The organism is Paenibacillus dendritiformis (assembly GCF_015845845.1).
Taxonomy (GTDB): Bacteria; Bacillota; Bacilli; order Paenibacillales; family Paenibacillaceae; genus Paenibacillus_B; species Paenibacillus_B dendritiformis_C.
Window position 1 is genome coordinate 21,728 of record NZ_LDIG01000030.1, and the last position, 23,911, is coordinate 45,638.

The following is a 23,911-nucleotide window of genomic DNA, read 5'->3' on the forward strand; positions in this document are numbered from 1 at the left end:
CTATAATGAGTGAAGTGCGTAACAAAGCCGGTCTGGCGAAGCAAGCGGCCCAGATTATGAACCGGCTGACCACGGAGGAGAAAAATGCCGCGCTGCTGCAAATGGCGGATAAGCTGCGGGAGCAAGAGCGCTCCATTATCGAAGCCAATGCGAAGGACTTGGAGAACGGCCGGCAGCAAGGCACCTCCCCTTCCCTGCTCGATCGGCTGGCGCTGAACAGCGACCGGATCGAAGCGATGGCGGAAGGTCTGCGCCAGATTGCCGCTCTGCCCGATCCTGTGGGCGACGTGCTCGAAACGTTTACCCGTCCGAATGGCCTGCGGGTCGAGAAAATCCGGGTCCCGCTCGGCGTCATCGGCATGATCTATGAAGCGCGGCCGAATGTCACGGTCGATGCGGCCGGTCTCTGTCTGAAGACCGGGAATGCGGTCGTCCTGCGGGGCGGCTCGGCCGCGATGGAATCGAACAAGCGCATCGTCGCCGTGCTGCACGAGGCGCTGGCCGCGACGGCGCTGCCGGCGGATGCGCTCCAATTGATCGAGAGTCCGGACCGCTCCTCGGTCGATGAGATGCTGAAGCTGAACGGACTGCTCGACGTCGTCATCCCGCGCGGGGGCGCTTCGCTGATTCAGAATGTCGTGCAAAATGCCACCGTGCCGGTGATTGAGACGGGTGCCGGCATCTGCCATACGTACATCGATGAATCGGCCCGTCCAGAGATGGCGGAAGCGATTGCCGTCAACGCGAAGGCTCAGCGCCCATCGGTCTGCAACGCCATGGAGACGCTGCTCGTGCATCAGGCGTATGCGGAACGCCACCTGCGCGCGCTCCTGGACCAGATGCGCGCACAGGATGTCGAGCTCCGCGGCTGCGAGCGGACGCAAGCCCTTGATCCGTCGGTGGCGCCGGCCGCCGAAGCGGATTATGCGACCGAATACAACGATTATATCCTCAATGTGCGCATCGTTGATTCGCTCGATGCCGCGCTGGAGCATATTGCCCGTTACGGCACGATGCATTCGGAATGCATTGTCACCGAGAATGGGCAGCATGCCGAGCGCTTCCTGCAGGAGGTTGACGCCGCGGCCGTCTATCACAACGCATCGACCCGCTTCACGGACGGATTCGAATTCGGCTTCGGCGCGGAGATCGGCATCAGCACCCAGAAGCTGCATGCCCGCGGCCCGATGGGATTGCCGGCTCTCACCTCGACCAAGTACCGAATCTACGGGACAGGACAAATTCGTTCTTAAAATAGAGAAACTTTACGAATCGATATGGATAGGAAGAGAGAGGAATGAAACTGATGGAAAATCGACATGCACCTGTAACCGACTCGTTCCGCTCGCTTCGCATCGGCATTTACGGAGCCGGTTCCATGGCGGAAGCGATTATTCGCGGGCTGACGGAGAAACGGCTGATCGCCCCGGACCGGATTGCGGTCGTGAACCGAAGCAATACCGAGCGGCTGGAGGAACTGCAGCGGCGCTACGGCGTCGCTGCCGATAATTCCCCGGAGGGCAAAATGCGGCTGCTGCAGGCGGCCGATATCGTCCTGCTCGCAGTCAAACCGAAAGATGCGGCGGGCGCCCTCGCCGAGCTGAAGAATTGCCTGCAGCCGGGCGCGCTCCTGCTCTCGGTCGTCGCCGGACTCTCGATCGCCGCGATGCAGCGCATCGCAGGCCCGGTTCCCGTCGTGCGCACAATGCCGAATACATCCAGCTCGATCGGCCTCGGCGCCACCGGCGTCTGCTGGTCGGACGAGACGTCCGCAGACCAGCAGGAAGCCGCCCTCCATCTGCTACAGGCCGTAGGCTATGCAGCCGTGGTGGCCGAGCATGAAATGAATATAATTACCGGACTATCCGGAAGCGGGCCTGCATATGTATACTATTTGATGGAAGCGATGATCGCGGCGGGCGTCGACGGCGGGCTCTCCGCGGAACAAGCCCGCGAGTTGACCGTGCAGACCGTACGGGGCGCGGCCGAGATGGTCCGCCTGACCGGAGAAGAGCCGGCCGAGCTTCGGCGCAAGGTGACCTCTCCCGGGGGGACGACCGCAGCCGCGATCGAGACCCTGGATAAGCATCAATTCCAGCAGGCGCTTCGTTCCGCCATACACCGCGCGGAAGCCCGCGCGCAAGAGATGGGAGAACAAATTGGGAGGGAGACATATTGAAAGCACATTGCACCGCCACGTATCGCATTTATGACGATCGCGCCGACTTCGCCAGCAAGGCGGACAGCATCGCCGTCGGCATGACGGTCGGCAGTTGGACCGAGCTGCCGGAAGCGCAAAAAGCGGATATGGCCAAGCATCTGGGACAAGTCCTCTCCGTCGTGCCTGTCGAATCCGACATCCCGGGCGAGCGGTATGCGGATATCACGATCGCCTATCCGGACGTCAACTACAGCCGGGATTTGCCTGCGCTGCTCGTGACGATGTTCGGGAAGCTGTCCATGGATGGACGCATCAAGCTGATGGATATCGAATGGTCCGATGCGTTCAAGCAGGCGTTCCCTGGACCGAAGTTCGGCCTCGACGGGGTGCGGAAGCTGGTCGATGTGCATGATCGGCCGCTGCTGATGAGTATTTTCAAATCCGTCATCGGCTATGATCTGCCGGCTCTTGCCGAGCAATTCCGGCAGCAAGCTTTGGGCGGAGTCAATATCATTAAAGACGACGAAATCTTGTTCGAGAATCCTCTCACGCCAATCGAACGCAGGGTAAAGGCCTGCATCGAGACGGCCGATGCCGTCAGCCAGCAGACCGGCCGGAAGCTGCTGTATGCGGTCAATCTGACAGGCCCGACGTTCAAGCTTCGCGATCAGGCCCTGCGCGCGATCGAAGCCGGAGCCAACGCCTTCCTGTTCAACGTGCTCGCCTATGGCTTCGATGTGCTGCACGCGCTCAGCTCGGATCCGGATATATCCGTGCCGATCGCGGCGCATCCGGCGATGGCTGGCAGCATGTATCCGTCGCCGCATCACGGCATCGCGGCCCAGCTCCTGCTCGGCAAGCTGATGCGGCTCGCCGGAGCGGATTTGGTGCTGTTCCCGTCACCGTACGGCTCCGTTACGATGCCGGCCGAGGATACTTTCGCCATCCGCGATGCGCTCACCCGGCAGGATATGGCGCTGCAGCGCAGCTTCCCGGTGCCGTCGGCAGGCATCCATCCAGGCATCGTCCCGCTTATCATTCGCGACTTCGGCACCGATGTCGTTGTCAATGCGGGCGGAGGCATCCATGGGCATCCGCTTGGGACCGCCGCCGGAGGGCGCGCATTCGTGCAGGCTATTGACGCCGTCATGCAGGGCAAAACCCTGGAAAGCTGCGCGGCAGATCAGGAAGAGCTGCGGGCCGCGATTCAAGCTTGGGGGGTGAAGCAGTGAGCCAGAGACGCCGACGGGTCATCTTCTGCGATTTCGACGGTACGATTACCGTGAACGACAATATTATCGCCATTATCCGCCACTTCAACCCGCCGGGCTGGGAACCGATTGTCCAGGACGTGCTGGAGGAACGCATTTCCATCTCCGAAGGCGTCGGGAAAATGTTCGCCCTGCTGCCATCGTCGATGCGTGATGAAGTCATCCGCTTCGCGCTTGGACAAGCCGTGATCCGGCCGGGATTCGAGGAATTCGTCCGCTTCTGCCGCGACAGCGGTATCGATCTGTACGTGACGAGCGGCGGCATCGACTTCTTCGTCTATCCGCTGCTTGAGCCTTTCGGCATTCCTTCCGATCATATTTATTGCAACGGCAGCGACTTCAGCGGAGAGTCGATTCGGATCACATGGCCTCATCCTTGCCAGGAGCCGTGCCGGAACAAGTGCGGAATGTGCAAGGCGACCATTGTGCGCCGCTTTCCGCAGGAACAATATGAGCGGATCGTTATCGGGGACAGCGTGACGGACTTCGCGGCAGCGAAGCTGGTCGAATTCGTCTATGCGCGGTCCCAGCTTATCAGCAAATGCGAAGAGCTGCACCTTCTTTATGCGCCGTTCGAGACGTTTTATGATATTATCGAGCATCTGGGGGGTTCGGCTTCATGATAGATATCCGGTTAACTATGGAGGAAAAGCAGCACGCTCTTGCCGAGCTGCGCAGCATCAAGGAACAATTCGCAGCGCGTCATTGGTTCCCCGGAACGAGCGGCAATCTGTCTGTCCGCACACGGGGTATCGAGGAGGGGCGTTTTCAATACGCGATTACGGCCAGCGGCAAAGACAAGTCCGTACATACGCCAGAGGACTTCCTGTTCGTGGATGAAGCCGGACAGCCCTGTGAGGCGACCCGTCTCCGAGATCTATGGGGATGAAGGCTATATTCCCGTCCAAGGCGTGGAGCTTATCAAAGCTTTCAACATCTGGGAGGATAATGCGCGGATCGACATCCCGGTCGTTCCGAAACTACGCTCATATTCCGAGCATCGTTCCCTGCATTACGGCCAAGCTCAATCCGGCCGTCCCGGGCATCGTGCTGCGCAACCACGGCATTTACGCCTGGGGAGCCAACTGCTTCGAGGCGAAGCGCCATCTCGAGGCGTTCGAGTTTCTGTTCGAGCATGTCTATCGAATGAAAGCGTTGGAATTATAGCGCTTCACCTGCGATCGCTTTGCAAGACCGCTCTTCAAAGCGATCGTATCTTTAACAGGATGCCCCTGCGGAAGATCTCCGCAAGAGATGCCGATCACGCCGTGGCGACCGGTTACGAGCTCCTTTGCTCCATTCTCCCCTTCAGTCAGGTCCATGAACGGAATCTCGCCATTCATCTTTCCACTCTGCTATCCCCCTCTCATAAAAGCTCACTCTCCTCTGCCCATAGTGCCATAGACCAAAATGATAAATCCGGTAAGCGTATATTACAAGTGTCTATAGCGAGTGCGTATCTAGGACACATGACGCTCTCTTCCAAGCCGTACTCTTGCGTGACGTTCCCTTGCTTGACGTTCTCTCGCATGAAGTACTTGTGTGAATCGACCGTTTTGAGGAAAACCAAACCTTCTCCCTCCATCCCCGCATGCTTCCCGCTTGCAAATCGAGCCCTATGAGCGACTGGACTCTGAACCATGGGGAGAATATGGATAAACGCCATATACACTGCATCACCCGGGGCATAAACACAGGGCGTAACACGGGACATAAGCACAGGGAATAGCACAGGATGCAACACAGGACATAGCACACAGCAGAACACAGGGCGTCACACAGACTTACATGCTTTTGCGAAGAGGAGCATAAATCATGAACCACGAACGCACCCGAAGTTGAGTCGCTATCCATTTCGGACCTCGCTTTTCCTTGCCCTCGTTTACTTTTCTTATCTCATCATGTATCATATTAACATACTCATAAGTATGTTAATGTTATATTTCGTGGAAAGGACGCGATCCCCATGAGCTCTTACGATCATATCGTGCGAACAGCGCGAAAACTGGCTGCGGAGCGATCTGCCGAGCGGCTGACGTATGCGGATATTGCCGCGGCTGCCGGTGTCCATTGGATGACGGTGCGCCGACATTTGGGCGACAAACGGAATATGATGGAGCTGCTGACGGAGGATGCGGGAACGAGAGATGCGGAGCGGACGAAGCCGGAGACGCGGCAGCGGATTCTGGACAGTGCCCGGCACATCTTTGCCGAACACGGCTATGCGGCCGCGAACCTCGACATCATTGCGGCGGAGGCAGGCTTGACGAAGGGAGCTGTCTATTGGCATTTCAACAGCAAGCAGGATCTGTTCTTCGGCCTGCTCCAATCCGAGCTGGAACGGATGCAAGCGCTTCTTCCGCGCGAAGCCCGGCAATTGACGGACACATCCTGCGATCCGGCAGATGCGGCGGCCCGGTTGCTGCGGTACCGCTTTCCCGCCCAGGAAAGCGACACCGGTTCCGCGTACCTGTTCTTTGAATTCCTGGCCGCGTCGCGAGAACCTGAGGTGAAGCGGCGGCTGCAAGCTGCATATACGCGAATCTGGGATCTGGCGCAAGCCCACATTGAGCAGCTTCAGGAGGGAGGAATCATCGCCTCCGATGTCCCGGCAGACAAGCTCGCGATTCTTCTTCAGTCACTCATCCACGGCATGATGATATCCTGGATCATCGATCCGAAGCGAATTGATTTTGACCGAGTCGTACCGGATATGGCTCGGATATTGTGGCACGGCATCGGCGGACCAGGACCGTCGCAAGGAGGAGGAAAGGCATGACGATGGCAGTGTATCGCTCAGCCCCGATTTATGACATCATGAATGTAAATGGCATGCAGGTGCACTACCGGAGAGAAGGCAGCGGCCGCCCTGTCGTCCTGCTTCACGGCGGCATATTGTCGCTCCATGACTATGACGCTGTAGTTCCGCTCCTGCGCGGGCGTTATGATGTCATCGCGCTGGATCGCCCGGGCTACGGTTATAGCCAACGGGAGCCCGGCGTGGCGATGACGCCGGCACGGCAATCGGAATGGCTTCATCAGGTGCTGACGGCGCTGCGGGCGGAGAAGCCAATCATCGTAGGCCATTCCTGGAGCGGTCTGATGACGCTTGCCTATGCCTTGAACCATCCTGGCGAAGCGGCTGGCATCGTGCTTCTCGCCCCGGCAGCCTATGGCGGGAAGGCCTATCCGGCCGGCCGGCTTGACGCGCTTCTGTATAGGGGAATCCACTCCCCCGTCATAGGCCCTATCCTTATGCGCGGGCTGCTGATGCCTCTCTCCCGTCCCCTCGCGGCCATGTCCGTGAAGGGAGCCTTCGCGCCTGACCCTGTTCCCGTCTCCTATATGGAACGAGCGTACGATCTGTGGTGCCGTCCGTCACAGATTCGCGCCAATCGCGAGGATGTCTTTTATTTTTCGCAGACGGCCGAGCAGCTTCGTGCCCGGTATCCGGCCCTGTCCGTTCCGACCGTCATCGCTGTCGGAGACAAAGAGCCGTACCGGCCGGAACTGCAGTCGCTGCGTTTGCACCGCGACATCGAACACTCGTCGCTCCTGACCGTGCGCGGCGCGCATCATATGCTGCCGGCGACACATCCCGAAGCGGTCGCAGAAGCGCTCGCGCTCCTGGAGAAGCGGATCGACTTTCAATATCGTTAAGCCGGAACTGCGGCCCCCCAACATGAAAAGCCCCCGGCACAATGAGTCTTCCTCATTCGCGCCGGGGGTTCGGGTGAAGCTATTCTTGGCTGCGGCTCATGGTCAACTGTCGGAAGGGATGCGCACCTTCCCGCTGGAACGGAACCGCTGCGTGTACGCCTTGGCATCTTCGATGGTGCGGACACGGTTGCGGCTCCATTCGAGCAATATTCGATCGATGTAGCGGAAATACACTTTGCCGGCGAATACCGCTTCCTTCAGCGCCAGTAATATCAACTCTTCCGGATAGCGGTCTTCGTCAATCCACCCGGCGATCGTCTCGCACTCCATCGGCGAGAGCGGCCGTCCGAATTCCTTCTCGAATATATTGAACAGATTCGGCGGCTCCGCGTCCGACAGCGGGGCCGCCGCCCGCAGCCGCTGCCGTTCCGCCCGTATTTCTTCCGCGGCGGCCAAGGCGAGCTTATCCCATAATCCGCTCAAATTGTATTGCTCATACTGGACATCCGTCGCCGGATCGATGTTGTCGTCTATGCTCAAAAAACCTTCTTTCATCAGCTTCTGCAGCGATTTGATAACCGCATCAGGAGCTGCTCCCATTCGTTCCTGCAGTTCGTCGATTGTCGGGAACTCCTTCATCTCCTGCTGCTTGAAGCCGATGAGGTGAATGAGCAGCATCACATCCGAATCGCTCAACTTCCATTGCTTGTAATAACGCAGCAAATGATACGGCACGCTAATGCTGCCCGATTGCAGGCCTAGCGCCAACCCTTTGGCGAAGGTCCGGAATCCGTCTACACTCACCAAGGTACCTCCTCTTCCCAACATACTCTCCTTATTGTCGCACAAACGAACGCATTTGGTAAGGCTTACATTGATAATGTTTCCAAAAAATTCATGAACTTATCTAAGAGTAATCCCGTATCACCGAAGCGATACGGGATCATGTGCTAGCTATCAGGCCGCGCATCCCGGCGCACGGGGAGCTGCGCATGGTTCAGGCCTTTATGGATACAGACGGTACAACAGGCGCGGGAACGGAATCGTCTCCCGAACGTGCTCAAGCCCGCAAATCCACGCCACCGTGCGCTCCAGTCCCAGACCGAAGCCGGAGTGAGGCACGGAACCGTATTTTCTCAAGTCAAGATACCACTGATACGCTTCATCGGACAGCTCATGCTCGCGGAAGCGCTTCTTCATCAGCTCCGGATCGTCGATCCGCTGCGAGCCGCCGATAATCTCGCCATAGCCTTCCGGCGCGATCATGTCGGCGCAGAGCACGACTTCCGGACGGTTCGGATCCGGCTTCATATAGAACGCCTTGATCGATGTCGGGTAATGAGTAATGAATACCGGCGTCTCGTATTTCTCGGCGATCGCCGTCTCATGCGGCGCACCGAAGTCTTCGCCCCACGGAATGTCGTGGCCTTGCTCCTGCAAAAACTGAATCGCTTCGTCGTACGTGATGCGCGGGAACGGAGCTTTCACCTTTTCCAGCTTCGAGACATCCCGTCCGAGCGTATCGAGCTCGGCGCGGCAGTTCTTCAGCACGGACTGCACGATATGAGCTACGAATTGCTCCTGCACCCGCAGGTTCTCTTCATGATCGACGAAGGCCATCTCCGGCTCGATCATCCAGAACTCGATCAGGTGGCGCCGGGTCTTCGATTTCTCGGCGCGGAAGGTCGGGCCGAAGGAGTACACCTTGTTCAGCGCCATCGCGGCAGCTTCCATATAGAGCTGGCCGCTCTGAGTCAGGAACGCGTCTTCTTCGAAATATTTCGTATGGAACAACTCCGTCGTGCCTTCGCAAGAGGAAGGCGTCAAGATCGGAGGATCGACCAGCGTAAAGCCATGCTCGTCGAAAAATTGCTGCACCGCGCGAATAATCTCGGCGCGAATCGTCAGGATGGCGCGCTGTCTTGGCGCCCGCAGCCATAGGTGGCGGTGATCCATCAGGAAGTCGACCCCATGCTCCTTCGGCGTAATCGGATAGTCCTGCGTCAACTGGATGATCTCGACTCCGGTTACCGTCATTTCATAGCCGGATTTGGAGCGCGGCTCTTCCCGAACGATCCCTGTAAAATATAAAGAGCTCTCCTGCGTCAAGCTCTTGGCCGCTTCCCATACCTCTTCCGGCACTTCGCTCTTCACGACGACACCTTGGATGAACCCGGTGCCGTCCCGCAGCTGCAGAAATTGAATCTTGCCGCTGGAACGTTTGTTATGCAGCCAGCCGCCGATGCGGACTTCCTCGCCCACATGGCGGTTGACTTCACGGATGACACATGTGGTCGCCATCATTCGTCTCTCCCTTACGATTGTTTGGATTGTTGAACCAATCGATACGTATCGCGGGCAATCATGAGCTCTTCATTGGTCGGAATGACGAATACATCCACCTTCGAATTCGGCGTCGAGATGCGGCGCGGTTCCTTCGAACGCACCTTGTTCAGTTCCCGATCAATCTCTACGCCGAGGAACGTCAGCTTCTCGCAGACATGCTGGCGGATAACGACCGAGTTCTCGCCTACGCCGGCGGTAAACACAATCGCATTGACGCCGTCCATCGCTGCCGCATAGGCCCCGATATACTTGCGCATGCGGTACGTGTACATCTCGAACGCCAGCGTCGAATTCGGTTCGCCAGCTTCCATTCCGTCCGTAATCTCGCGCATATCGCTGGATACCCCGGAGATCGCGAGCAGCCCGCTATGCTTGTTCAGCATCGAATTGACTTCATTGACCGTCAGGTCTTCCTTCATCATCGTGAACGGAACGACCGCAGGGTCCAGGTCGCCGCTGCGCGTACCCATCATCAGACCTTCAAGCGGCGTCATCCCCATCGACGTGTCGACCGAGATGCCTCCGTCGACCGCCGTCAGGCTGGCCCCGTTCCCGATATGGCACGTGATGATTTTCAGCTCTTCGATCGGGCGCTCCATCAGTTCGGCCGCGCGCTTGCTGACATAATCATGCGATGTGCCGTGGAAGCCGTAGCGGCGGATTTTGTGCTTTTTGTACAGCACTTTTGGAATGGCGTACATATACGCTTTCTCTGGCATCGTCTGGTGGAAAGCCGTATCGAACACAACGGATTGCGGCACGTTCGGCATATTCGCTTCCACGGCCTTGATCCCCATCATGTGGGCCGGATTATGCAGCGGCGCCAGATCGAACAAGCGGCGAATCTCGGCTTTGACCTCGGAATCGACCAATACCGAGTTTTTGAACGATTCGCCCCCGTGCACGACGCGATGGCCGACCGCATCGATCTCGCCGGTCGACTTCAGGACGCCGACTTCGGCGTCGGTCAGCTTGTCCAAGACTTTGCGGATGGCCGTCGTATGGTCCAGAATCTCGCTCACTTCCGTGATCTCTTCCGTATGGTGCGGCTCATGCACGAGGATGGAAGAATCCATCCCGATGCGCTCTACCCGGCCTGCCGCCAACACCGACTCGTCCGTCATATCGTATAGTTGGTATTTAAGCGAGGAGCTTCCCGCGTTGATTACAAGTATTTTCATAGTCGATCCCCATCCTTATCATACTTGAAAAATCCGACGCCCGTCTTCACACCAAGGTGGCCGGCTCGCACCATCTTTTTCAACAATACGGACGGACGATATTTGATATCGCCGAACTCGCGGAACATGCGTTCCAAGGCCGCCAATACCGAATCCAGACCGAAGCGGTCCGCCATTTCCAAAGGCCCATACTGGAAATTGTAGCCGATACGCATCGCGTTGTCGATATCTTCTGCCGAAGCGACCCCTTCCTGCAGCACATGAAGAGCCTCGTTGATGAGAATGCAGCTAATGCGCGTCGTCACGAATCCCGGGGATTCATAGACCATGACGCCTTTCTTCTGCACAACCTCTTCGACGAAGCGCTTCGTTTCGTTAAATGTAGCGTCCGAAGTCTTCAGCCCGCGGATAATCTCCACAAGCTCGACCTTCGCGACGGGATAAATAAAGTGCATGCCAATGACCCGATCCGGATATTTCGTCGAGCTGGCCAGTTCGGTTAAAGACAACGTGGATGTATTGCTTGCCAAAATAATATTGCTTGGGCAAACCCGATCCAGTTCCGCAAATACTTGCTTTTTCGCTTCCAAATCCTCCGAGATCGTCTCGATGACCAATTCGCATGCTCCCAGTTCCGCCAAATGCGTCACCTTATGTATGCGGGAGAGGATCAGTTTTTTCTCCGCCTGGGTGATTGCCCATTTCTCCAATTGTTTGTCCAGACTCGCTTCAATCATCGAGTAGGCATGATCCAGCTTCTCTGTCGACTTTTCCACCAACAGCACGTCCAAGCCTTTGACAGCAAGCATTTCCGCAATGCCTTGGCCCATTGTACCGCCGCCGATGACGCCGATTTTCTTGAAAAACATGGTTACTTCCACCTTTCCTCCATCTATGCTCTGTATAGTGTACCCGATAACAGGCATTCGTTATCAGTGCACAGGGATCTTAATCTATCATAACATGAATCCTGAAAATAAAAAGAAAAACCCAGCGTGTTTTCACGCTGGGAATTCCTGACTGTCACATAATAGACACCGAAATTGTTCACCGCTCAAGTTTTCCTCGCGCAGAAGCTGGTGCAACACGCGATCGAAGGCAGGCTTGCGCTCGGCCAGCAGCGCGTGCGTACGCTTGAAGAGCTGCTCCATGATGACTTGCGTCTGCCGGGTCAGCGCTTCCGGCGGCAGCTGCTTCAAGCGGACGATGCCCAGCTCCGTCAGGCCGGCATTGATCATCGTGTCGACGATGTCCAGCGCCTGATCGAAGTCGCCCTGCGAGCCGGTGCTGCGGTTGCCGTAAAAGATCTCCTCGGCCGCCGCTCCGCCCAGCGCAATCATAATCTGTTCTTCCAGGAACGGCTTCGTGTACAGATAACGCTCCTCCAGCGGCTGATGGCGGACATACCCGAGCGCCTGCCCCCTTGGGCTTAGCGCCACCTGGGATACGCTCCCGGGACGGACCACTTCCGCCATAATCGCATGCCCCAGCTCGTGGATAGCGACGCGCCGGCGTTCTTCCTGATTCGTCTCCCGGTCGATTTTCTCGCCCATCATCACTTTATCGATCGCCTGGGACAGATGATTCGTCGTAATGACATCCGACTCGTTCCGCATCGCGTAGATCGCGCCTTCGTTCAGGACGCTCTCCAGCTGCGCGCCGGAGAAGCCGAACGTCTCGTCGGCAATGCGCTCGAGATCGACGTCATCCGCCAACGGCTTATTGTTGGCGTGCAGCTTCAAAATGTGAAGCCGGCCCTTTTTATCGGGAAGATCGACCTGTATTTGACGATCGAATCGTCCCGGACGCAGGAGAGCGCTATCCAGCATCTCCTTGCGGTTCGTCGCCGCCATGACGAGAATCCGGGGACTCATGTCGGCATACAGCCCGTCCATCTCCGTCAGGAGCTGGTTCAGCGTCTGATCGTATTCCCGCTGCTGTCCGCCTTCCCGCTTGCCGCCGATAACATCGATCTCGTCGATGAAGATGACGGCGTTCTGCTTTTTCTCCTTCGCCGCGCGCTGCCGCGCCTGCTTGAACAGTTCGCGTACGCGGCCGGCGCCGACGCCGACGAACATTTCGACGAACTCGCTGCCCGCGACGCCGATGAAGACGGCATCGGCATAGTGGGCCGCCGCTTTGGCCATCAGCGTTTTCCCTGTCCCCGGAGGCCCGGTGAGCAGGATGCCCTTGAGCGGCCGGATCCCGAACTTCCGAATCGCATCCGGGCGAACGAGGAAATCGAGCGCTTCAATCAATTCATTCTTCGCCCGTTCCTGCCCGCCAATCTGCTCGAAGCTTAACGGAGCGACGGACGCCTTGCGCGAATCGCTGCGCGCGCCTCCGCTCGTCACCCCGGCGCCCCCGCGCCGCTTGACGGCATAGGAGAGCGCGGCCAACACGACGGCAGCCAACACAATCGGAAGGATATTCACGCCGCGAAACGCGAGAAAGACCATAATCGCGATCGCGGCTCCGATAGCCGCCTCAGGCCAGCGGATGGACAGTCTGTTCTTCATGCGGCCACACCCCCATTGCGGTTCCGTCCAGCGGCAAGAGCATCGTCTTGCTGCCTTGCTTGTCCTTCAGTTGAATATAGACATACTGGTTATCCATCTCCGTCACGACTTCCAGACCGGGCTGGTTCGTCCGAAGCTCCTGCAGCTTCTTCGGAATATCGCTGTAATTCCGGTGAACCATCGCTTCGGCTACATCGAACATGGCCTGCGACCACCATTGATCAATCGTTGGCGTACTGTTCTCATTGATATATTCGATCAGCACTTTTTTGCCTTTGGCATACTGTGCAATCTCGGTATTCAGCTTCTGCACCACTTCACGAATATCGGCGCCCGGATCGGCCTGAATTTGAATTTTCAGCGTGTCCGAATGCCAATCGACCTGATACTTCGTAATCTCGGCATGCTGCCGCATAACGCTCTCTACGGGCTGTTCCACATACTTCGTCTGATATACGGCCCACCCCCCGAATAAAATACCGCCGGTCAGCAGCATAATAAGCAGGGTCGGCGCAATGCGAATCTTCTTCGTCATGCCACAAAAACCCCCTTCTATTCCTGTGTATCGCTTAATGCAAATGTGGACATGTTGCTGGCGTGCAGATATGTCATCCGCTTCGCTGACATACGGTGCTAAATTTGCGCAAGTCATACGTTGTTTATCTATCAGAACACGATATACAAAAGTATATCATATTTGATATACGATTACGGAATGTAAAGTGTTCCATGACTGCCAAGACAGCAAAAAGCACCGCTCCCCTCAGCGGCCATATGACGCTGAAGCGAAGCGGTGCGGTAATGACAGGGCAGGCCAAGCTGCCCCAGGCTATTCTATTGGTTGGGAAGACCGTAGATCTCGCCCACCGGAGAACCGTCGTAGAAGGAATAAAACTGATAAAAATAGCGGCGCGTTCCTTTCTCGTCCTTACGCTGGACGAAGGCTTCCCACACATATTGATTATCCTTATATCCAGGCAGCAGGCGGACAATGCGGGCATCGGGGTGCGCCTGCTGAATCGCGGCCTTCACTACGGCCTTATCCACGCTATCGGCTGCCGGGATCGAGGCGACCCGATCGGGGAATACCCATACCCAGACGGCCTTTCCCTCCTGGTTAACCCCATTAATGACATAGACGACTTCATCCCATACGCTCTTCTCGATGCCGTTCACTTCGGTCAACGGCACCTCTTGCTGGGCACGCTGCAAAATGTCTGCTTCCTTCATCCGCTCATCGGAATAAATGTAGTTGACGTACATAACCAAGGCGACAATGAACAGGATAAGCACGACAAACGCCAGCATGGCGATGAACCACCGGTTGCGGCGGCGGCGACTGCGTCTTCTGGCCATGCGCTCCTCCCGTCAGCGCTCAAGCAGGCGCGCGAAGCACCGCCCGGCTTCATAGAGAATGCGCTCTTCGTCCAAGGTGAGGCACTGGCCGTCCTTCACCACTTCGCGGCCGTCGACCCATACATGGGCGACGTCTTTGGCGGAAGCGGAATAGATCATATGCGAGACGAAGTCGGTATGCGGAACGAAATGCGGCTGGTTCACGTTCACCGCCACGATATCCGCCTTCATGCCGGCTTCCAGCAGCCCCAGCTTCTCGGCCCGGATCGTCTGCGCTCCGTACAGCGTGCCCATGCGCATCGCTTCCGCCGCCGGCACTGCCGTCGGATCGCCGGATACGCCCTTATGAATCAGCGCCGCCAGGCGCATCTCTTCGAACATATCCAGATTGTTGTTGCTTGCCGGCCCATCCGTTCCGAGCGATACGGTTACGCCCGCGCGCAGCAGCTCAGGAACCCGCGCCACCCCGGAAGCCAGCTTCAGATTGCTGCCCGGATTATGAGAGACAGCGACGTCATGGCGAGCCAATACTTCGATCTCCTCATCGGTCAGATGAACGCCGTGCGCCACGAAGGATGGACGCGAGAAGAAGCCGAGCTTCTCCAAATGAGCGACAGGACGAAGCCCGTAGTCCGCGACATTCTGGGCGACTTCCGCCGCGGTCTCCGACATATGCGTATGCAGCGGGAGATCGAGATCATGCGCCGCCTCCACGAACTTCTCGATGAAGCCCGGAGGACATGTATACGGTGCGTGCGGAGCCAGCATCGCCGTAATGCGCCCGTCCGCCTTGCCGTGCCAGTCGCGGGCGAATTGAACGGCTTCCCGGAGCTTCGCTTCCTGCACGTCTTCCGGGCATAAGCCGATGGCGCCGCGCATCAGGCAGGCGCGGATGCCGGACTCCTCGACGACCTTGGCCACCTCATCCATATGGTCGTACATATCGACGAACGTCGTCGTCCCGCCTTTCAGCATTTCCAGAACCGAGAGTGCGGTTCCACAACGGACATCCTCCGCGGTGAACTTCGCTTCCATCGGCCACATCTTCTCCTGCAGCCACGTCTGGAGCACCATGTCATCGCCGTACCCGCGCAGCAGCGACATCGCCGCATGGCCGTGCGTGTTGATGAGCCCCGGCATGAAGAACAGCCCTTTGCCGTCGATTCGCGCCGCCTCGGGCGTATCATGCTCCTGCGGAAGCTGTTCCCCCACATATACAATCATGTCATCTTCAATGACCATCGTGCCTGTAACGGCCGTGCGCTCCGCGCCTGGGCGCAGCGACGCAAACGTCCCGTTCTCAATAATAAGTTTCGTCGTCATTCTACCGGAGCTTCCTTTCTATCATCGGATAAATAATAGGCCAGACTGAACATATCCGTCGTAAAATCGGCCGTATGCACCCGCACATGAGCCGGAACGCGGAGGATAACCGGCGCGAAGTTCAAGATCGCCTCGACACCCGCCTCGACGAACTGTTCCGCGACATGCTGCGCCTCCGAAGCGGGCACGGTAATGATGCCGATGCGAATTTTCTGTTCGCGCACGGTGTCCGCCAGTTCGCTCATCGGCTGCACGCGCAAATTGTTGATCTCGGTGCCGACCTTCGACTCCAGCGCGTCGAATACGGCCACAATCCGCATATTGTCCTTCATATATGCCGTATAGTTGCACAAGGCATGGCCCAGCTTCCCCGCGCCGACAAGACCGACATGAATAATCTGATCCAGCTTCAGTATATGGCGGATTTGTTGAATCAGGTAAGAGACGTCATACCCGATTCCTTTTCGTCCAAAATCGCCGAAATATGCCAAGTCTTTGCGAATCTGGGCGGGATTGAGGTCCAGCTTCTGCCCCAAATCCTGTGAAGAAACCGTCAGAACCTCTCGCTGCTTCAGTTCCATCAGATGACGTAAATAAACCGGCAGTCTGCGAACGACAGCTTCTGATATTTTCAACGTTTTCATATTTATTTCGTTGCCCCCTCATCGCTCTTACACGCCTATTTTTCGTGCTCGTTTAACCACGCTTCGATTCTGGGCACCAGCTGCACATTGGCCATGTGCTCCATCTTCGGCCCAGGAAGCGAATATAAGAAATGTTTGCCGTAGCTCGTCTCAATCACCCGCGTATCGTACACGATGACGATGCCTTTGTCCTGAGCGGTCCTCACAAGGCGTCCGAAGCCTTGCTTGAAGCGGATAACCGCCTGCGGAACCGAATATTTGCGGAACGGGTTCTGCTTCTGGCGCTTCAGCCGATCGCATTTGGCTTCGACGAGCGGATGGTTCGGCGGCTGGAATGGCAGCCGGACAATGGCGAGACAGGTGAGCGCGTCGCCGGGAATGTCGACGCCTTCCCAGAAGCTGCTCGTACCGAGAAGCACGGAAGCCGGCTGCTCCCGGAAGCGGCGCGTCAGCTTGCTGCGGTTCCCGCTGTCGATGCCTTGGCCCAGCACCTGAATGCCGCTTGCGCTCAGCGCTTCCTTCAGCGGCTCGTACACGTCCCGGAGCATGCGGTACGAGGTGAACAGGACGAGCATCCTGCCGCGCGTGACGAGCGCCACATCCCCGATCGATTTCGCGAGCGTCTGATTGAAGACCGCGTCGGACGAGCCTTTGACGCTGGGAAAATCACGCGGGATAACGACCAGCGCCTGCTCCCGGTAATTGAACGGGGAAGGCAGAATAACCGTATGCAGCCTGCCGTCATTGGCGGCTTCCGCAAGGCCGATCTGTTCCTGCACGAACTGGAAGGACTTGTCGACGGACAGCGTCGCTGAAGTGAGGATGACGCTCTTTTTCGGTTCGAAGAAATATCGGTTCAGCGCGTCGCTCACATCGACCGGCACGGCATACATTTGCAGCGACTTGAACTTGAACTGCGTATTCCCCTCCATCCAATACACCGTCTCCGGATCCGAGCCTTGCATGAACAGGCGGAAATCGTCGCGCACTTGGCCTACATCCTTCAGCAGCCCGCTAATATCGACGATAACGCCCTCAAGTTCTTCGTCATCGGCCTCTTTCCACTCATTGACCAGCTTTTCGCCCGAGCGCACGATGTCGCTGAGACGGGTGTGGATCGATTTCTCCAGCTCCACCGCTTCGGGCCACTCTTCCGGGCGCTCGCCGGCCGGAAGACGAAGCACCGTCTGTCCGCCCTCGAATTGACCGGCTTCCCCGGAAGGAAGCAGCTGATACAGCATATCATGCAGCCGATCCCATTGCTCCTTGACGTCGACGATCTGCTGCAGCAGCTTATCGATCCCTTCGGCCCAGATAAGCGCTTTCTCGTGGCCTGATAACCGGAGACGCTGTTGAAGCACGACAAGAGCGCCGCTCTTGCTGTCTTTGAACAGCCGGGTCAGCGGGTGAATGAGTGAAAAATATTGCAAATTCGTCCCCAAGTGCTTGCCGGCCGTCTCCTCGAAATGATGCGCCTCGTCAACGACGAGATGCTCATAGCCCGGCAGCAGACGATGGTCGGCCATCACGTCGGTAAACAATAACGAGTGGTTCGTAATGACGATATCGGAGAGATTCGCGTTATTTTTGGCCCGGTGATAGAAGCAGCGGCGGAACCAAGGACAGGAACGGTTCAGGCAGGAATCGCTGTCGCTCGAGACCGAATCCCAGAACTCGGGCCCTTTATGCACGAGATGCAGCTCCTCGTCATCTCCATGCTCCGTCCGGCTGAGCCATACGAGCAGCTGCGCCGCTGTAATGCTGTCATCTCTTGCGTGAACGAACTCTCTGTTACTTATTTTATGTTCAAATTTACGCAAACACAAATAGTGACTGCGTCCTTTTAATATCGATACCTTGAAGGAAAAAGGAACAATCTGCTCCAGAAGCGGCACATCGCGCTGTCTCAGCTGCTCCTGCAGGTTGATCGTATGGGTGCTGACCACGACCTTCTTCTCGTGAAGAACGCTGTGATACAGGGCCGGCAGCAAATAACCGAGCGATTTGCCCGTTCCCGTTCCGGCTTCGATCAGCAGATGCTTGTTCTCATCGAGGCATTCCATCACCTCATTGAACATCTGCTCCTGCGAGGCCCGCGGCTCGTAATGTTCCAGCATCGCTTCCATCCGCTGCTTCACTTCATCGAGAAATTGCCGGAACGACTTGCCGGCCAGCGGATTGTCCGCGGACGCGTCGCGAGGCGGCGGCGTGTCAGTCCAATCGTCCTGCTTGAGCATCAATTGGCGGTAAGGGAAGTAGCCTTCCTCCTCCCAGCTTGCCATATTCCGCTCCCGTTCGCTTAGCTTCTCCGCCAGCAGCCACTTCAAATCGCGTTCTTCATGATCCCCGAATACTTCCACGATGCCTTGCAGCGTAAGCAAAGGCAAGTCATCAATGGCTTCCATGCAGCGGCGGAAGATGTCCGCCGTCGCAAGGGCATCGCTGTCCGCCTGATGAGGTCTGTCATGGGCAATGCCGAAATCATGAGCTACGGAACCTAGCTGATAGGAAGGAAGCGAAGGGAACAAAATGCGAAGCAGCTCGATCGTGTCCAATATCCGGCCGGTGAACGGCAAATAACCGGTCTGCTCCAGCGCCTGGCGCAAATATTGGTAATCGAAGCCGACATTGTGGCCGACCAGGACCACGTCGCTCAGCAGCGGCACCATCCCGGTCATGGCCTCGTCCAGTTCTGGCGCATCCTGAACATCCTCGTCGGAGATGCCCGTAAGATTCGTGATGAATTCGGGTATGCTTGCCGTCGGACGGACCAGGGTGTGGTATTGTTGTTCTACGTTCAGATCATGCCCCAGAACGACAAGGCCAATCTGTATAATTTCATCGCTGGGCTGATTGCCCGTCGTCTCAAAATCCAACACAGCAAATCTCATTATCTGTTAATTCCTCTCACCGATTTCTGTTCTTAGCATAACAGATGATCGGCCATTTGGAAATGCACAGAGGGAAACATCTGTGCGTATTTTTTACGAACAGGTTTCCCTCTCTGGTTACGGCATGTGAATCCACTCACCGCCATATTGCAAATGATCGCCATCCGACAGACACGCTTTCAAGTTCAAAACAGGCTCTGGCAGTGAAGGATCAAGCAGATGCGCTTTGCTGAAGTATTCCTTCGCTTTGGAAAGATCCCGCTGCTCGGCGCTGATGCACCCCAAGGCATTGTAAGCGATCGCTTTGAGGCATTTGCTCTCGGTCAGAGGAATGATGAGTTGAAAATGATGTCCCGCTTCCTGATTCCGGCCCAGATGCAAATAACTCATGGCCAAATAAATGCGGCTGTCGATATGGTCCGGCCTTATCGAGGCCGCCGCTTCCAAATGCTTGACGGCTTCATCATACATCATCAGCATGTAGTATCCCTGACCTCGCTGGAACGGATCCGTAAAATCGGGCAATGTCGGCTGCGGCTGCGCCTCGATCACGTCGTTTTGACTGTGCGGACGCAGCGAGGCAAGCTTCTCCTCGAACCGAAGCCACTCCTCCACGATGTAGTCGCTCATTGTGGACAGCACCTTCAATTGCCGGTCCAGTTCCTGCTTGCGCTCTCCCGCCGCTTGGGGATACTGGCGAATTAATTCATCCAGCACTTCATTCATCGTCGCGAATACTTGTTGCAGCACGATTCCATCCCACCTTTACGAGTGATGCGTATCGTCGATAACGGATCTACGTTCATTGTGTGTTAAGGGGGTGGATTTCATTCCGCGCTCCAACGTTTACCCAACGGAGCCTGGCGCTGTCAAGGGCTTGGCCTGAGCCGGAACGAAGCGTGCCGGTGCTCGCTGTGATGGCGGCCGTTGACGCGGATTATTTGATCGTCGCGTGAGCTTCCGTTCCGGCCATCAATTCCACCGGCTTGTTCTCCCCGTCGACGAACACGATTTTGGGCTGATAAGAACGCGCTTCTTCGTCGGTCATCGCCGCATACGAAATAATAATGACATTGTCTCCGGGCTGGACAAGGCGCGCCGCCGCCCCGTTCAGGCAGATGACCCCGGAATGGCGCGGACCCGGAATGACGTAAGTTTCCAGCCGGGCGCCGTTGTAATTGTTGACAATCTGCACTTTCTCATTGGCCCAAATGTCGGCGCATTCCATCAGATGCTCATCGATCGTAATGCTGCCGACATAATTCAAGTTGGCCTCCGTCACCGTCGCGCGGTGGATTTTCGATTTCATCATTTCACGGAACATAAGCGTCCTCCTTGGCGGCTGAACAGCCGGTTGTCGATTAAGCGCGTTCGCCCGAAACGGACCGCCAGCGCGATAAGCACGTCGCTCCCGGCATTGCCGACCGGTTCTTCGGAAGGCAGCGTCTGCAGCGCCGGGAACGTCAGGATGTCAACGTAATCAATGTCCGCCAGCGGCGCTTCGCCGATAACCTGACGGATACGGGACTTTATTTCTTCCGCCGTAAGCCCGGGCTCCTCCCCCAGCCATTCCTCCGCCATGCGGAGCGAGCGGGATAAGCCGAGCGCCTGCTCCCGTTCCTCCCCGCTCAGGTACACATTGCGCGAGCTGAGCGCGAGCCCGTCCGCTTCCCGCACGATCGGGCAAGGCACGATCGTGACGTCGAAATTCAGGTCCTCCACCATTTGTTGAATGACGGCGACCTGCTGCGCATCCTTCATTCCGAAGTATGCCCGATCGGGCTTGACGATATGGAACAGCTTCGCGACCACGGTCGTGACGCCGTCGAAATGGCCCGGACGGGACGCGCCGCACAGCGGCTCGGTCACTTCGCGCACATGAATCGTCGTCTTCGTCGGCTGCGGATACATCTCTTCCGGCGACGGGAGAAAGACGATATCGATGCCAACCGAAGCCGCGAGCTTCAAATCCCGCTCCTCATCGCGCGGATATTGGGCCAGATCCTCGTTCGGCCCGAATTGAATCGGATTGACGAAGATGCTCAGCACCGAGACCGCGCACTGCTCCTTCGCCTGCCGCATCAGACTGGCATGGCCTTCATGAAGATAGCCCATCGTCGGGACGAATCCGACCTCCGCCCGCCCCGATTGCCGCTCCGCTTCCTGCCGCAGCCTGCGGACCTCGGCCCGCAGCTCGGCGATAGTGCGTACGGTGATCATCGGACATCCCCCTCTTCCTTGGCGGCATGTCCGTACAATTGGCCCTGCACTTCTTCGCCGGCCGCGAATGAATGGCCTTCTTCCGGGAAGGTCCCCGCTTTCACCTCTTGCACATAGGCGCCGATTCCCTCTTGTATCATGGCGCCGATATCGGCATAGGTTTTGACGAACCGCTTCTCGCGGTAATCCGCCGTATAGCGCAGCAGATCGTGGAATACAAGCACCTGCCCGTCGCAGCCCGCGCCCGCCCCGATGCCGATCGTCGGAATCGAGAGCCGTTCCGTAATATAAGCCGCCACCTGCGCCGTCACCAGCTCCAGCACAATCGCGAAGGCGCCGGCCTTCTCCAGCGCCAGGGCATCCTCCAGCAGGCGGTTCGCATCCTCCGCCGTCTTGCCTTGAATGCGGTAGCCGCCGATCTGATGCACGGACTGCGGCGTCAGGCCGATATGGCCCAGGACGGGCACCCCTGCCTGCACGCACGCTTCTACTGTAGCCGCGATTTCCTTGCCGCCCTCCATTTTGACTGCATGGGCATGGCCTTCCTGCATAATGCGGCGGACGCCGGCCAGCGTGTCCGAAATGCTGCCGTGGTATGTCATGAACGGCATATCTGTCACGATGAAGGTGCGGGGCGCTCCCCGCCGTACGGCGCGCGAATGATATACCATGTCGTCGAGCGTAACCGGCAGCGTCGAGTCATAGCCGAGCACGACATTGCCGAGGGAATCGCCGACGAGAATCAAATCGACGCCGGCCGCTTCCGCCAATTGGGCCGACGGGTAATCATACGCCGTAACCATGGCCAGCTTTTCCCCGCGCCCCTTCATCGCCTTCATTTTCACAATGCTTAACGGTTGTGTTGCCATCTCGTACATCCATCTCCTTTTGTAGAGGCCGTTCAAAAAGCCCGCTTTCTTTCGCGGAACATCTTTTTCAAACACAAGACCCTTCGCGGTCGGCCCCTATTAATTGTTCGGCCTCGTTCCTTCGCTTTAGTGTGCGCAAAACAAAAAAACCTTTCAGCATATCCTGCTAAAAAGGTCACCAAAGAGAAAAAGAGGTCGCATGCGGACGTCCTTCTGTCTCGGTCCCTTCGGCTCAGAGCAGATACGTGCATCACGTTCGTCAAGGAATATGTACTTGTCGGCACGATTTTCCTTGCTTACTCGGGTGAGTGCGATTCTCTTCGGAGATACCGCCTCACCGACTACAGTATAGCAGATCCATGGATCGGTTTCACCCGGAAAAATGCACATCTCCGGAAAAAACTTTTTGTACCGCTCCCGTCTTGTCCCTCAGCAGCAGGGCGCCTGATTCATCCAGCCCAACCGCGACGCCCTGCAGCGGCCCCTGCGGGGTCTCGACGGTCATCTGGCGGCCCAGCGTGATGCTCTGCGCCTCCCACAGCGTACGGATGGGCCCGAACCCTTCCTCTTCATACAGGCGGTACAGCTGCTCCAGCTCCTGCAGGCATGCCGCCACCAGCGTGGCCCGGTCCACTACATGGCCCGTCACGATTTTCAAGGACGTCGCCCGGTCTTGCAGCTCTTCCGGGAAGTCGGCGGCATCCAGGTTGACACTGATGCCGATGCCGGCAATGACATAGAGCAGCCGCTCGTCTTCGGCGGCCGACTCGAGCAGGATGCCCGCCACCTTTTTGCCGTCGGCCAGGATATCGTTCGGCCATTTGATGCCAAGCGGGGCCGACGTCAGCTTCTTCATCGCCCGGAACATCGCCACCGCCGAGAGCAAGGTCAGATGCGGCGTATACGGCAGCGGAATGCGGGGGCGCAGGACGATGCTCATCCAGATGCCCTTGCCTGCCGGCGAATGCCAGACATGCCCTTGGCGGCCCCGGCCGCCCGTCTGCTCCTCCGCCAGCACGACCGCGCCCTCGGGCACGCCTTCCTTCGCCCAGGCGGCCGCTTCATTCTGCGTCGACTCCGTCTTTTCGAGGATGCGCAGCCGGTTCCCGAAGGTGCCCGGCGCCAGCTTGGCGAGCAGCGTCGCCTCATCGAGCCGGGTCGGCTGGGTCACGAGCCGGTACCCGAGCTTCGGCACGGCGTCGAAGGCGTAGCCTTTGGCGCGGAGGACGTTGATCTGCTTCCATACGGCCGTCCGCGTAATCTGGAGCCGGCGGCTCAATTCCTCGCCGGAAATATATTGATCCGGGTGTTCCCGGAACCAGTCCAGTAATTTTTGATTCATTCTCGGTTCCACTCTTTCTCCACGTATTTCCTGAGCGCGTCGCGCTCGTTCGGCACGTCGCCGAGCGCGACGGCGAGCCAGGCGGCTTCGAGCGCCTCGCGAAGCCACGGCCCGGCCGGCCGGTCCGC

At 57.6% G+C, this 23,911-nt stretch carries 22 protein-coding genes and 1 pseudogene; 7 read left to right on the forward strand and 16 right to left on the reverse strand.

Translation table 11 applies throughout. From position 1 onward, the window contains the following. The first annotated feature begins 5 nt into the window (after window positions 1–5). The 5 genes and pseudogenes from ABD76_RS00330 (at window position 6) to ABD76_RS00350 (ending at window position 4,599) form a co-directional block, all read left to right on the forward strand. On the forward strand, window positions 6–1,253 hold the full coding sequence (locus ABD76_RS00330) for a glutamate-5-semialdehyde dehydrogenase (RefSeq protein WP_197253284.1): 1,248 nt from the start codon (window positions 6–8) through the stop codon (window positions 1,251–1,253). A 44-nt stretch (window positions 1,254–1,297) separates the two neighbouring features. Continuing rightward, entirely contained in the window at window positions 1,298–2,179 is an 882-nt protein-coding gene (proC, locus tag ABD76_RS00335; protein WP_197253286.1) for a pyrroline-5-carboxylate reductase, read from the forward strand. Continuing rightward, window positions 2,176–3,393 carry a 2,3-diketo-5-methylthiopentyl-1-phosphate enolase gene (locus tag ABD76_RS00340; RefSeq protein WP_197253295.1) on the forward strand — a complete coding sequence of 406 codons (1,218 nt, stop codon included), beginning with the start codon at window positions 2,176–2,178 and terminating at the stop codon, window positions 3,391–3,393. Before proC ends, ABD76_RS00340 begins: the two co-directional genes overlap by 4 nt. After that, window positions 3,390–4,055, forward strand: coding sequence for a 2-hydroxy-3-keto-5-methylthiopentenyl-1-phosphate phosphatase (locus tag ABD76_RS00345; RefSeq protein WP_197253303.1), 666 nt, complete (start codon window positions 3,390–3,392; stop codon window positions 4,053–4,055). Before ABD76_RS00340 ends, ABD76_RS00345 begins: the two co-directional genes overlap by 4 nt. After that, window positions 4,052–4,599, forward strand: a pseudogene (locus tag ABD76_RS00350) (class II aldolase/adducin family protein). The gene ABD76_RS00345 and the pseudogene ABD76_RS00350 overlap by 4 nt, the downstream one beginning before the upstream one ends. On the opposite strand, the gene ABD76_RS00355 reads toward ABD76_RS00350, so the two are convergent. After that, window positions 4,572–4,775 carry a hypothetical protein gene (locus ABD76_RS00355; protein ID WP_197253305.1) on the reverse strand — a complete coding sequence of 68 codons (204 nt, stop codon included), beginning with the start codon at window positions 4,773–4,775 and terminating at the stop codon, window positions 4,572–4,574. The pseudogene ABD76_RS00350 and the gene ABD76_RS00355 sit on opposite strands and share 28 nt — an antisense overlap. Window positions 4,776–5,398: 623 nt before the next feature. Here ABD76_RS00355 and ABD76_RS00360 point away from each other — a divergent pair. Together ABD76_RS00360 and ABD76_RS00365 are read left to right on the forward strand one after the other, a co-directional pair. Continuing rightward, complete coding sequence (locus tag ABD76_RS00360; protein WP_197253307.1) at window positions 5,399–6,211, forward strand: TetR family transcriptional regulator; 813 nt, start codon at window positions 5,399–5,401, stop codon at window positions 6,209–6,211. Then, window positions 6,208–7,092, forward strand: coding sequence for an alpha/beta fold hydrolase (locus ABD76_RS00365; protein ID WP_197253309.1), 885 nt, complete (start codon window positions 6,208–6,210; stop codon window positions 7,090–7,092). Before ABD76_RS00360 ends, ABD76_RS00365 begins: the two co-directional genes overlap by 4 nt. 102 nt (window positions 7,093–7,194) lie before the next feature. Here the strand turns inward: ABD76_RS00365 and ABD76_RS00370 are convergent, their stop codons facing one another. The 15 genes from ABD76_RS00370 to ABD76_RS00440 form a co-directional block, all read right to left on the reverse strand. Beyond that, the gene (locus tag ABD76_RS00370; RefSeq protein WP_197253311.1) at window positions 7,195–7,896 is read right to left on the reverse strand and encodes a DnaD domain protein; all 702 of its coding nucleotides are present in this window, start codon (window positions 7,894–7,896) and stop codon (window positions 7,195–7,197) included. A gap of 201 nt (window positions 7,897–8,097) precedes the next feature. Beyond that, on the reverse strand, window positions 8,098–9,393 hold the full coding sequence (asnS, locus tag ABD76_RS00375) for an asparagine--tRNA ligase (protein WP_197253313.1): 1,296 nt from the start codon (window positions 9,391–9,393) through the stop codon (window positions 8,098–8,100). Between the two features lie 14 nt (window positions 9,394–9,407). Then, on the reverse strand, window positions 9,408–10,619 hold the full coding sequence (locus ABD76_RS00380; RefSeq protein WP_197253315.1) for an acetate kinase: 1,212 nt from the start codon (window positions 10,617–10,619) through the stop codon (window positions 9,408–9,410). Beyond that, entirely contained in the window at window positions 10,616–11,488 is an 873-nt protein-coding gene (locus ABD76_RS00385) for a 3-hydroxyacyl-CoA dehydrogenase family protein (RefSeq protein ID WP_006679910.1), read from the reverse strand. The genes ABD76_RS00380 and ABD76_RS00385 overlap by 4 nt, the downstream gene beginning before the upstream one ends. A gap of 132 nt (window positions 11,489–11,620) precedes the next feature. After that, complete coding sequence (locus tag ABD76_RS00390; protein WP_197253317.1) at window positions 11,621–13,138, reverse strand: AAA family ATPase; 1,518 nt, start codon at window positions 13,136–13,138, stop codon at window positions 11,621–11,623. Continuing rightward, window positions 13,107–13,673 carry a quinolinate synthase gene (locus tag ABD76_RS00395; protein ID WP_197253319.1) on the reverse strand — a complete coding sequence of 189 codons (567 nt, stop codon included), beginning with the start codon at window positions 13,671–13,673 and terminating at the stop codon, window positions 13,107–13,109. Before ABD76_RS00395 ends, ABD76_RS00390 begins: the two co-directional genes overlap by 32 nt. 299 nt (window positions 13,674–13,972) lie before the next feature. Further along, window positions 13,973–14,494 carry a cell wall elongation regulator TseB-like domain-containing protein gene (locus ABD76_RS00400; protein WP_197253321.1) on the reverse strand — a complete coding sequence of 174 codons (522 nt, stop codon included), beginning with the start codon at window positions 14,492–14,494 and terminating at the stop codon, window positions 13,973–13,975. 12 nt (window positions 14,495–14,506) lie between these two features. Continuing rightward, entirely contained in the window at window positions 14,507–15,817 is a 1,311-nt protein-coding gene (locus ABD76_RS00405; RefSeq protein ID WP_197253322.1) for an amidohydrolase, read from the reverse strand. Next, window positions 15,814–16,461, reverse strand: coding sequence for a redox-sensing transcriptional repressor Rex (locus tag ABD76_RS00410; protein ID WP_168181343.1), 648 nt, complete (start codon window positions 16,459–16,461; stop codon window positions 15,814–15,816). Before ABD76_RS00410 ends, ABD76_RS00405 begins: the two co-directional genes overlap by 4 nt. A gap of 35 nt (window positions 16,462–16,496) precedes the next feature. Next, complete coding sequence (dinG, locus tag ABD76_RS00415; RefSeq protein ID WP_197253324.1) at window positions 16,497–19,352, reverse strand: ATP-dependent DNA helicase DinG; 2,856 nt, start codon at window positions 19,350–19,352, stop codon at window positions 16,497–16,499. A gap of 117 nt (window positions 19,353–19,469) precedes the next feature. Next, entirely contained in the window at window positions 19,470–20,102 is a 633-nt protein-coding gene (locus tag ABD76_RS00420) for a tetratricopeptide repeat protein (RefSeq protein ID WP_197253326.1), read from the reverse strand. Window positions 20,103–20,289: 187 nt separating this feature from the next. Continuing rightward, the gene (gene panD / locus ABD76_RS00425; RefSeq protein WP_197253328.1) at window positions 20,290–20,676 is read right to left on the reverse strand and encodes an aspartate 1-decarboxylase; all 387 of its coding nucleotides are present in this window, start codon (window positions 20,674–20,676) and stop codon (window positions 20,290–20,292) included. Next, window positions 20,661–21,572 carry a pantoate--beta-alanine ligase gene (panC, locus tag ABD76_RS00430; protein ID WP_197253331.1) on the reverse strand — a complete coding sequence of 304 codons (912 nt, stop codon included), beginning with the start codon at window positions 21,570–21,572 and terminating at the stop codon, window positions 20,661–20,663. Before panC ends, panD begins: the two co-directional genes overlap by 16 nt. Continuing rightward, window positions 21,569–22,450, reverse strand: a complete 882-nt coding sequence (gene panB, locus ABD76_RS00435) for a 3-methyl-2-oxobutanoate hydroxymethyltransferase (protein WP_420901900.1) — start codon at window positions 22,448–22,450, stop codon at window positions 21,569–21,571. Before panB ends, panC begins: the two co-directional genes overlap by 4 nt. A gap of 361 nt (window positions 22,451–22,811) precedes the next feature. After that, entirely contained in the window at window positions 22,812–23,783 is a 972-nt protein-coding gene (locus ABD76_RS00440; protein WP_197253335.1) for a biotin--[acetyl-CoA-carboxylase] ligase, read from the reverse strand. Window positions 23,784–23,911: the final 128 nt, after the last annotated feature.

What these genes read in the sequence shown, in the direction of transcription:
- ABD76_RS00330 (WP_197253284.1), top strand. Translation starts at nt 6, where the DNA reads ATGAGTGAAGTGCGTAACAAAGCCGGTCTGGCGAAGCAAGCGGCCCAG.
- proC (WP_197253286.1), top strand. Translation starts at nt 1,298, where the DNA reads ATGAAACTGATGGAAAATCGACATGCACCTGTAACCGACTCGTTCCGC.
- ABD76_RS00355 (WP_197253305.1), bottom strand. Translation starts at nt 4,775, where the DNA reads ATGAATGGCGAGATTCCGTTCATGGACCTGACTGAAGGGGAGAATGGA.
- ABD76_RS00360 (WP_197253307.1), top strand. Translation starts at nt 5,399, where the DNA reads ATGAGCTCTTACGATCATATCGTGCGAACAGCGCGAAAACTGGCTGCG.
- ABD76_RS00365 (WP_197253309.1), top strand. Translation starts at nt 6,208, where the DNA reads ATGACGATGGCAGTGTATCGCTCAGCCCCGATTTATGACATCATGAAT.
- asnS (WP_197253313.1), bottom strand. Translation starts at nt 9,393, where the DNA reads ATGGCGACCACATGTGTCATCCGTGAAGTCAACCGCCATGTGGGCGAG.
- ABD76_RS00380 (WP_197253315.1), bottom strand. Translation starts at nt 10,619, where the DNA reads ATGAAAATACTTGTAATCAACGCGGGAAGCTCCTCGCTTAAATACCAA.
- ABD76_RS00385 (WP_006679910.1), bottom strand. Translation starts at nt 11,488, where the DNA reads ATGTTTTTCAAGAAAATCGGCGTCATCGGCGGCGGTACAATGGGCCAA.
- ABD76_RS00390 (WP_197253317.1), bottom strand. Translation starts at nt 13,138, where the DNA reads ATGAAGAACAGACTGTCCATCCGCTGGCCTGAGGCGGCTATCGGAGCC.
- ABD76_RS00395 (WP_197253319.1), bottom strand. Translation starts at nt 13,673, where the DNA reads ATGACGAAGAAGATTCGCATTGCGCCGACCCTGCTTATTATGCTGCTG.
- ABD76_RS00400 (WP_197253321.1), bottom strand. Translation starts at nt 14,494, where the DNA reads ATGGCCAGAAGACGCAGTCGCCGCCGCCGCAACCGGTGGTTCATCGCC.
- ABD76_RS00405 (WP_197253322.1), bottom strand. Translation starts at nt 15,817, where the DNA reads ATGACGACGAAACTTATTATTGAGAACGGGACGTTTGCGTCGCTGCGC.
- ABD76_RS00410 (WP_168181343.1), bottom strand. Translation starts at nt 16,461, where the DNA reads ATGAAAACGTTGAAAATATCAGAAGCTGTCGTTCGCAGACTGCCGGTT.
- dinG (WP_197253324.1), bottom strand. Translation starts at nt 19,352, where the DNA reads ATGAGATTTGCTGTGTTGGATTTTGAGACGACGGGCAATCAGCCCAGC.
- panD (WP_197253328.1), bottom strand. Translation starts at nt 20,676, where the DNA reads ATGTTCCGTGAAATGATGAAATCGAAAATCCACCGCGCGACGGTGACG.
- panC (WP_197253331.1), bottom strand. Translation starts at nt 21,572, where the DNA reads ATGATCACCGTACGCACTATCGCCGAGCTGCGGGCCGAGGTCCGCAGG.
- panB (WP_420901900.1), bottom strand. Translation starts at nt 22,450, where the DNA reads ATGTACGAGATGGCAACACAACCGTTAAGCATTGTGAAAATGAAGGCG.
- ABD76_RS00440 (WP_197253335.1), bottom strand. Translation starts at nt 23,783, where the DNA reads ATGAATCAAAAATTACTGGACTGGTTCCGGGAACACCCGGATCAATAT.